We start from the raw sequence: 5,856 nt of genomic DNA, 5'->3' as shown, positions 1-5,856 counted from the left end.
ATCTCTGCCTAACGGCCAGCCAGAAAATGAATCGCTTCTTCCCTTCTCCTCGAGCGATAGTTGACGTACAGGTGAGAAGCCAACGTCAATGGCTGGCTCGCGGGAGGAGCGTGACGGAGACCGGCCAAACTAGATCAGGCGACGACGACGCTAACCGAAGAATGGGTTAGCCCTCGCGGGATAACGGCCACTCTTCTTCTGGCAACTTTCAGCCGAGGGCTGCATGCGCAAGCGATTAGTAAAATTTTCTTTCACAGCCCTGCTATTTGTTGGAGTACTAGGACTATACCTTGCCTTTTATGGCCCTTTCAAAATAAGCCTTACAGGGTTTGTCATTGCAAGCATGATTACCGCGATCATTGTTTATTTTGACGTCACTCTCAGAGGCAACACTTATAATATCCACGACCAACTGAGCGCTCCAAACTTAATTATTTGCACTATCCTTTACTTCACACTTTCAGGATGGGTATTGGTCAGAGCAGGACATGAAGTAATCAGCGAACGCCAAATTAACACAGGACTTTTCAGCACATCTGCAAGAGGCGGCTACAAAGCAAAGCTCTGTAGACAAGGTATTACCATTCGCGAACCAGTTGAATTCTCAGGATTACAGCTTTGTTTATCACATGAAGATTTCTCAAACGCTATACACGATGCTGAGGTTGATCGCCGGACGCGTCTACGGCGGATTGTCTTTAGTCTTGACGTCTCGCTACTCGGGGAAAAAATATTCTTACCAGCAAAAGTAAAAAATGGGGCGTGAGGATGGTGCACAGCAGGTCGACCACAGCAGCCTGGTCAACTATTAGCTAATCGATAGTTAACCCACTCCATAAGGGATCGCGCCCCAAAAAGTAGCTAAACACGGGGATGCCCGAGCAAAATTAAACCCTGTGCGAGCAAAGCAGTTCAAATAGTAACGTCTGAATTAAGCCAACCTACTAAGCGGGCCTGGCTTGAATGAATTGCTAGCCCCCAGTCAGTAGCGTTTGAAATCGAACGCGTACTCTTTCCGCCATGTGCCGTCCTGGCGGTTGAACGCAATAAGAATATTTTCCATCTCTTCTATTGTCTCAGGTGGATTGATAATTACGGCATCTACTCGGTCGTAGCGATCCCTGTACATTGCGGAAAGACCATGCTCAGGATCAAGACTGCCACCGACCTCCATTGAGATACCCGGTGAAGTGACGACAACAACCTGATGAAATCCATTGATCCAATCAACGCTTCGCAGTACTGATTGAATGGCATCATTGGAGATTGTGGGGTACGAAACGACGGGGTCATCTCCGAAGTTCGAGATGACATGAATACCTATCTTTGACTCAGCAGGGTCTGATTGCCAAGAGTTAGTCTGGGCAGGGGAACTGATTGGCAGGAGCATTGTAAAGAGACTGGTTAGAAATCGTTTCATAGTAGGGCCTAACATTTAATTAAAGAGCTGTTTCAGTCGGTTCCGAGCGAGCGACTTGAAGCATTTGCTATGCGTGCTGTGCAAGCATTTTCCTGGCTTCATTTTGCACGGACTCATAGCTTGGATACTCAGACTGCATTCTGGACACATGCTGCCATTGCTTGATTGCACGGCCTTTTTTACCTGACTTAAAAAGTGCTTTTGCTAAGAATAGGCGGGCATCACCTTCGCAATAGTGAGGTTTCAGTGAAATTCCTTTTTCTAAAGCTTCAATGGATTGCTTCCAATGGCCGCATTTTTGAAGGCAAACTCCAAATGCGATGAAGTGCCGAGGGTCGTTAGATTTCTTAATTATTTCTTCGTAAGTCGAAATTGCCGTTTTATGTTCGCCTCTGGACTCTAGCTCCATAGCTTTTTTGTAAAGTTCTTCGCTATCCATAGTGACTCGCATAACAAGTAAGCTAACGAACTGCCAAAAGCACAGCCTTTGTACGCCCAGCGGACGAAGTGAGCGACGTTGAGCCCACTATTAGGAACCTTGCTCGCAGAACTTTTTTAAGCCGGCAAGCCTGGCCTTGACTATTCTTTTGAAATAAACACTTGCCACATATTCTGAGAGTATGGGTATTGCCCATTTCTTGGTTTTGATTGAGTAGCGAAACTTTACTTTTGTTGAGCTGACGGTAATGGGCTTGAAAACCCAACTACCACCGAAGCTTTTGATGAACGCTGGGCCTTTGGTCATGACTATGGCTGCCGTTGTAGGTGGGGCAACCTGAACAAACTCAACCTCCATTGTTAAGCCGGATTTAGCGACTATGAGTGACTTAACCCCGATGCCTACCTCGGTTGCATTACCCAGAAGTTCTATCTTCTCAGGAAAGGGATCCCACTGATACCTAACTGAATAGTCCTGAGATGCAGCATAGACAGCCGCTGAGGGGGCGTTGATGATCAGTTCGTACTCGACCAGGGCCATAACAGTGTCTAGCGCCTAAGTAAGGGGGGACGAAGCATACAGTGAGCGACTGGAGCAATCCGCCATGCTTTACTGGCAGTTTCGACGCGCTTCTTCTTCTGTCTTTACCTCTGTTCCGTTGCAGTAATACCCCGGAATTGCACAGTGAAGGCATGCCTTGCCTAATTGCTTAGCTTCATACTCACTTTCAACCACTGTAGAGGCATTTCGCCTACCGATTGCTTTACATGACTCTTTTCTTGAATCCACTCTATTTATACACTGGCTTTGACTGATATTGAATGATTTGACTGAGTCATTGCACATCTTTAGCGCAGCCTCGTGCCACAGTTCAAATAAAGCGTCTTGCGGGATGGGTTGGTTCTGAATGTTGCTTATGCTGTATTGACTCGCACTACTCACGCCACCTAAATAATGACTCTTGTATGCATAGTACACCGCAGCAAATAATGCCACCAACACGATGATTCTCTTCATCTTACTTCCTTGTGCACAGCGCCTATTACGGGACCTAACCTTAACCCATTCTAGCGAACGGAGATAATGAATTTACTCTTTAACACATCACAGCAGTAGTGCAATTTTTTTAGCGGCATAGGCTCCGACTCTGGCGATACGCTGGATCGGCCTATGCAGAACGTAGTCTATGCCGGCCAAATTTTCCCCTGACTCTTGGTGCTGCCTTTCTTCTAGCTGCATAGCGCGTAATAGCTCACATATACGAGGCTCATCCTCGAATTTTTCCAGTGCCGCCTCAATCTCAATATTCACCACCCCTTCAATTGCAGACGTGCTTGCGCCAATCGCTTTAATTCCGAGCAAGCCAACTAACGCGCCGTACACTACACCACCAAGGAAAAACAGCTTATAAGCAAAGCATGGCCGTATCTTCCTGTGAGCCAAGAGCCCCATAAAAATTGAACTATGGTCTTTTTCATGAAGGCGCATATTATCTAAGTCAGCGATGGATGATCTATAAAAATACCTGGCAATGCACTTGTGCCCCCTGTAGACGCCTGTGGCACCTACTTCGCATGCATGCATTACTCTTAGCTCTTTATCGAGACTCATTGAGTCGCCTCTAGACCCAGCAAGCCCTGATAGGAGACTAGCGAGCCGATGAGTGGCAAGGAAAACCCCACGTGAAAGCGGTATAAATCATTTTCAATTACCTTATATGCATTTGTATGCGGCACCAGCCACTTGGGTATTGGTACGCCAAGAAAACTAACGCTCAAGCAGCGCCAAAACCACCCCCCATTAATAACATCTACCGTCAACTTCATCTCCAAAGGCCCCGTTGACTCGACCCAATAGCCAGAGTCTATCTTTCCAACGGGTTTGAAGAGAGAGATCACTGGCGCTTGGCTGTCAAATGAACGCCCCCAAGACAAACTATTAACAGTATGCGAAATATCAATCTTTAATTGGTGTGTTCCGACCTCCGGAAAACGCATCTTTTTCGCCAATCTACGACCGATTAAGCCAGCAACTCCCGTCCCATAGGATATGTGGACGTCGCCAGACAACTGGCCACCTGTCAAATGTAGTTCCTGAAGTAGTGGGTGAAGCTCTTTAAATTGCGTCCCAAACCAATCCTTGACTATATTAGCGTGCATTTTTTGCCTATATTAAAGAAAAAAGGGGACAGATTTATTTTTAGACCAGTGACACTGTCACCGTAGTTAAATCCGCCCCCTTTTCCTACTGAGCGAACGGCTTGAACCACTAGTTATAGGCTGCGCAGCGAGCTTAGGATAGCTGCTGTTCATGCCGTGATATTTCGCCCCACTCTATTAACTGCAGCGCTCGACTTGACAGTTCTTGTACCTTTAGCCAATTTGGGAGGCCAAATATTGATCTTGAAAAGCAGACGGCTTCCTCTGGAGGCAGAGTCTCTAGTAGGCTCGTCAGGTCTTTAATTATTAGAACTAGCTCCTGGGGAACCTCCTCCGAGCATGTTTTTAAAAATACACCGTCGCTATCGAAATATTGGTTAAGCAGTTCGCAATGAATGCAATCTGGCAGCAATGCATCTTTTTCCGCTGGAGATAAGGCTAGCTTGTAAAGAGCATTTCCTAATGCCAATAGCGCATTGATTTTGGCTTTTTCCTCAGCGCCGCACCATGACCAAATTAGTGTTTGAATTGGTTCAGCCACTTTGGCCTCTTACGTTTAGAAAAAAGGAGACAGACTTAATTTTAGACCAGTGGTGCTGTACCATAAATAAATCTGTCCCCTTTTCCTAGTCCCCTTTTCCTAAGGGGCGGGCTTTAGCCCGTCCCGAGTGAGCGAAGCGAACGATTTGAATTGGTTGCTAGGGCCGTTGAACAAGGATTGATATTACTGCTAGAACACCGCATACCCAATAACTGGCTAAACTAATTAAAGTAAGGAATGCCTCGGATGGATCACTGTGCGTATACAACATGTATTGAACAAAAATACCCGTAATCAAACTGACCCAGGCCAAGCTGAGAGGGAATATTAAACCCTTTCCCTTTAGTATCGATAAGGCAATTATTGTTATTGGCCCTATCCACCATAGCGAAAGATATAAGGAATCTCCCAGCCAGTAGGGCTTCGAGCGTGTAGCCATATTTATAGCAAGCGTTATTTCTCCTGCTATCAGAACCGCAAGGAGAAAAATTGTCACGTATGTGATCTTTTGAAGCTCAGGCGACATACGATAAGGCCCTAATGGGAAAAGGGGAAAAGAATGCAAAAGGGGACAGATTTATTTTTAGACCAGTGGCGCTGTACCATAAATAAATATGTCCCCTTTTCCTGGTCGCCGTGCAGCCGATTGTTAGGGCTTGGCTGGCCAACGATGCAACCCCCATTTTAATTCACCGTTCTCTACTCTACGACCACCACACCTAGGATAACCTGGGGGAACACATGCGATATTCTGCATTGAAGCCTGAATCTCAAAGCGACCAAAGATACCTTTTAGCTTATTATGCTCAGGGTTTAGTTCGAAAAGAGAGAAATAGATCAGCTCGCCAAGCGATTTGCATAGCCATTCTTCAACTTCCTCATCTTCACCCAAAGGAGTAGTAAAGGTTATGGATTCTGCCATTTCTTTAAGGCTGGCGTACTGTCTTATAGACCAACTACAGAACTCAAGAATATCGTCTGCATAGCATTGGTCAATAACATAATCCATATCTTCTTTAGAAATGAACTCCTCTTCTTCGTCTGAAATTTGATCGTATAAAAATTTAGCCGCTAGGCTTCCAAGCTTATGAACAACAAGACCGGGATGTTCACCACTACCGCCACCAAGAATAAGATTATTTGGAGTAGCACTAAAGTCATAGTCACCCCATTTATTCCCCTCAATAACTTGGAGTGAGCGATAAATAGGAAGATATCCTAATGATCCAATATATTCGTGATCGTAAGAATCAATATAACTCATAAGCTTCCAACTTTGATGACCCTAACGATTAAG

9 protein-coding genes are annotated in these 5,856 nt (G+C 45.6%); 1 reads left to right on the top strand and 8 read right to left on the bottom strand.

The genetic code is table 11. The features are described from left to right. Positions 1–223 precede the first annotated feature (223 nt). Positions 224–766, top strand: coding sequence for a hypothetical protein (locus tag J0A65_RS21125; protein ID WP_206596318.1), 543 nt, complete (start codon positions 224–226; stop codon positions 764–766). Positions 767–982: 216 nt separating this feature from the next. Here J0A65_RS21125 and J0A65_RS21120 read toward each other — a convergent pair whose 3' ends face one another. The 8 genes from J0A65_RS21120 to J0A65_RS21085 form a co-directional block, all read right to left on the bottom strand. Continuing rightward, complete coding sequence (locus tag J0A65_RS21120) at positions 983–1,420, bottom strand: hypothetical protein (protein WP_206596317.1); 438 nt, start codon at positions 1,418–1,420, stop codon at positions 983–985. A 67-nt stretch (positions 1,421–1,487) separates the two neighbouring features. Next, positions 1,488–1,859: a tetratricopeptide repeat protein gene (locus J0A65_RS21115; protein WP_206596316.1), complete on the bottom strand. Its 372-nt coding sequence runs from the start codon at positions 1,857–1,859 to the stop codon at positions 1,488–1,490. Positions 1,860–1,949: 90 nt separating this feature from the next. Further along, complete coding sequence (locus tag J0A65_RS21110; RefSeq protein WP_206596315.1) at positions 1,950–2,399, bottom strand: SRPBCC family protein; 450 nt, start codon at positions 2,397–2,399, stop codon at positions 1,950–1,952. Between the two features lie 69 nt (positions 2,400–2,468). Beyond that, positions 2,469–2,876, bottom strand: coding sequence for a hypothetical protein (locus J0A65_RS21105; RefSeq protein WP_206596314.1), 408 nt, complete (start codon positions 2,874–2,876; stop codon positions 2,469–2,471). 87 nt (positions 2,877–2,963) lie between these two features. Next, entirely contained in the window at positions 2,964–3,470 is a 507-nt protein-coding gene (locus J0A65_RS21100; protein WP_206596313.1) for a demethoxyubiquinone hydroxylase family protein, read from the bottom strand. After that, positions 3,467–4,018: a DUF4166 domain-containing protein gene (locus tag J0A65_RS21095; protein ID WP_206596312.1), complete on the bottom strand. Its 552-nt coding sequence runs from the start codon at positions 4,016–4,018 to the stop codon at positions 3,467–3,469. Before J0A65_RS21095 ends, J0A65_RS21100 begins: the two co-directional genes overlap by 4 nt. A gap of 133 nt (positions 4,019–4,151) precedes the next feature. Beyond that, entirely contained in the window at positions 4,152–4,559 is a 408-nt protein-coding gene (locus tag J0A65_RS21090; protein ID WP_206596311.1) for a hypothetical protein, read from the bottom strand. Positions 4,560–5,208: 649 nt separating this feature from the next. Next, the gene (locus tag J0A65_RS21085) at positions 5,209–5,823 is read right to left on the bottom strand and encodes a hypothetical protein (protein ID WP_206596310.1); all 615 of its coding nucleotides are present in this window, start codon (positions 5,821–5,823) and stop codon (positions 5,209–5,211) included. Between the last annotated feature and the right edge of the window lie 33 nt (positions 5,824–5,856).

The sequence above is a fragment of the Bowmanella yangjiangensis genome (assembly GCF_017255015.1).
GTDB classification, from domain to species: Bacteria; Pseudomonadota; Gammaproteobacteria; order Enterobacterales; family Alteromonadaceae; genus Bowmanella; species Bowmanella yangjiangensis.
This window is presented reverse-complemented; position numbering and strand designations above follow the sequence as displayed.

Bases quoted from the DNA above. Each gene is read 5' to 3' on its own strand.
- J0A65_RS21125 (WP_206596318.1), top strand. From the start codon at position 224: ATGCGCAAGCGATTAGTAAAATTTTCTTTCACAGCCCTGCTATTTGTT.
- J0A65_RS21120 (WP_206596317.1), bottom strand. From the start codon at position 1,420: ATGAAACGATTTCTAACCAGTCTCTTTACAATGCTCCTGCCAATCAGT.
- J0A65_RS21115 (WP_206596316.1), bottom strand. From the start codon at position 1,859: ATGGATAGCGAAGAACTTTACAAAAAAGCTATGGAGCTAGAGTCCAGA.
- J0A65_RS21110 (WP_206596315.1), bottom strand. From the start codon at position 2,399: ATGGCCCTGGTCGAGTACGAACTGATCATCAACGCCCCCTCAGCGGCT.
- J0A65_RS21105 (WP_206596314.1), bottom strand. From the start codon at position 2,876: ATGAAGAGAATCATCGTGTTGGTGGCATTATTTGCTGCGGTGTACTAT.
- J0A65_RS21100 (WP_206596313.1), bottom strand. From the start codon at position 3,470: ATGAGTCTCGATAAAGAGCTAAGAGTAATGCATGCATGCGAAGTAGGT.
- J0A65_RS21095 (WP_206596312.1), bottom strand. From the start codon at position 4,018: ATGCACGCTAATATAGTCAAGGATTGGTTTGGGACGCAATTTAAAGAG.
- J0A65_RS21085 (WP_206596310.1), bottom strand. From the start codon at position 5,823: ATGAGTTATATTGATTCTTACGATCACGAATATATTGGATCATTAGGA.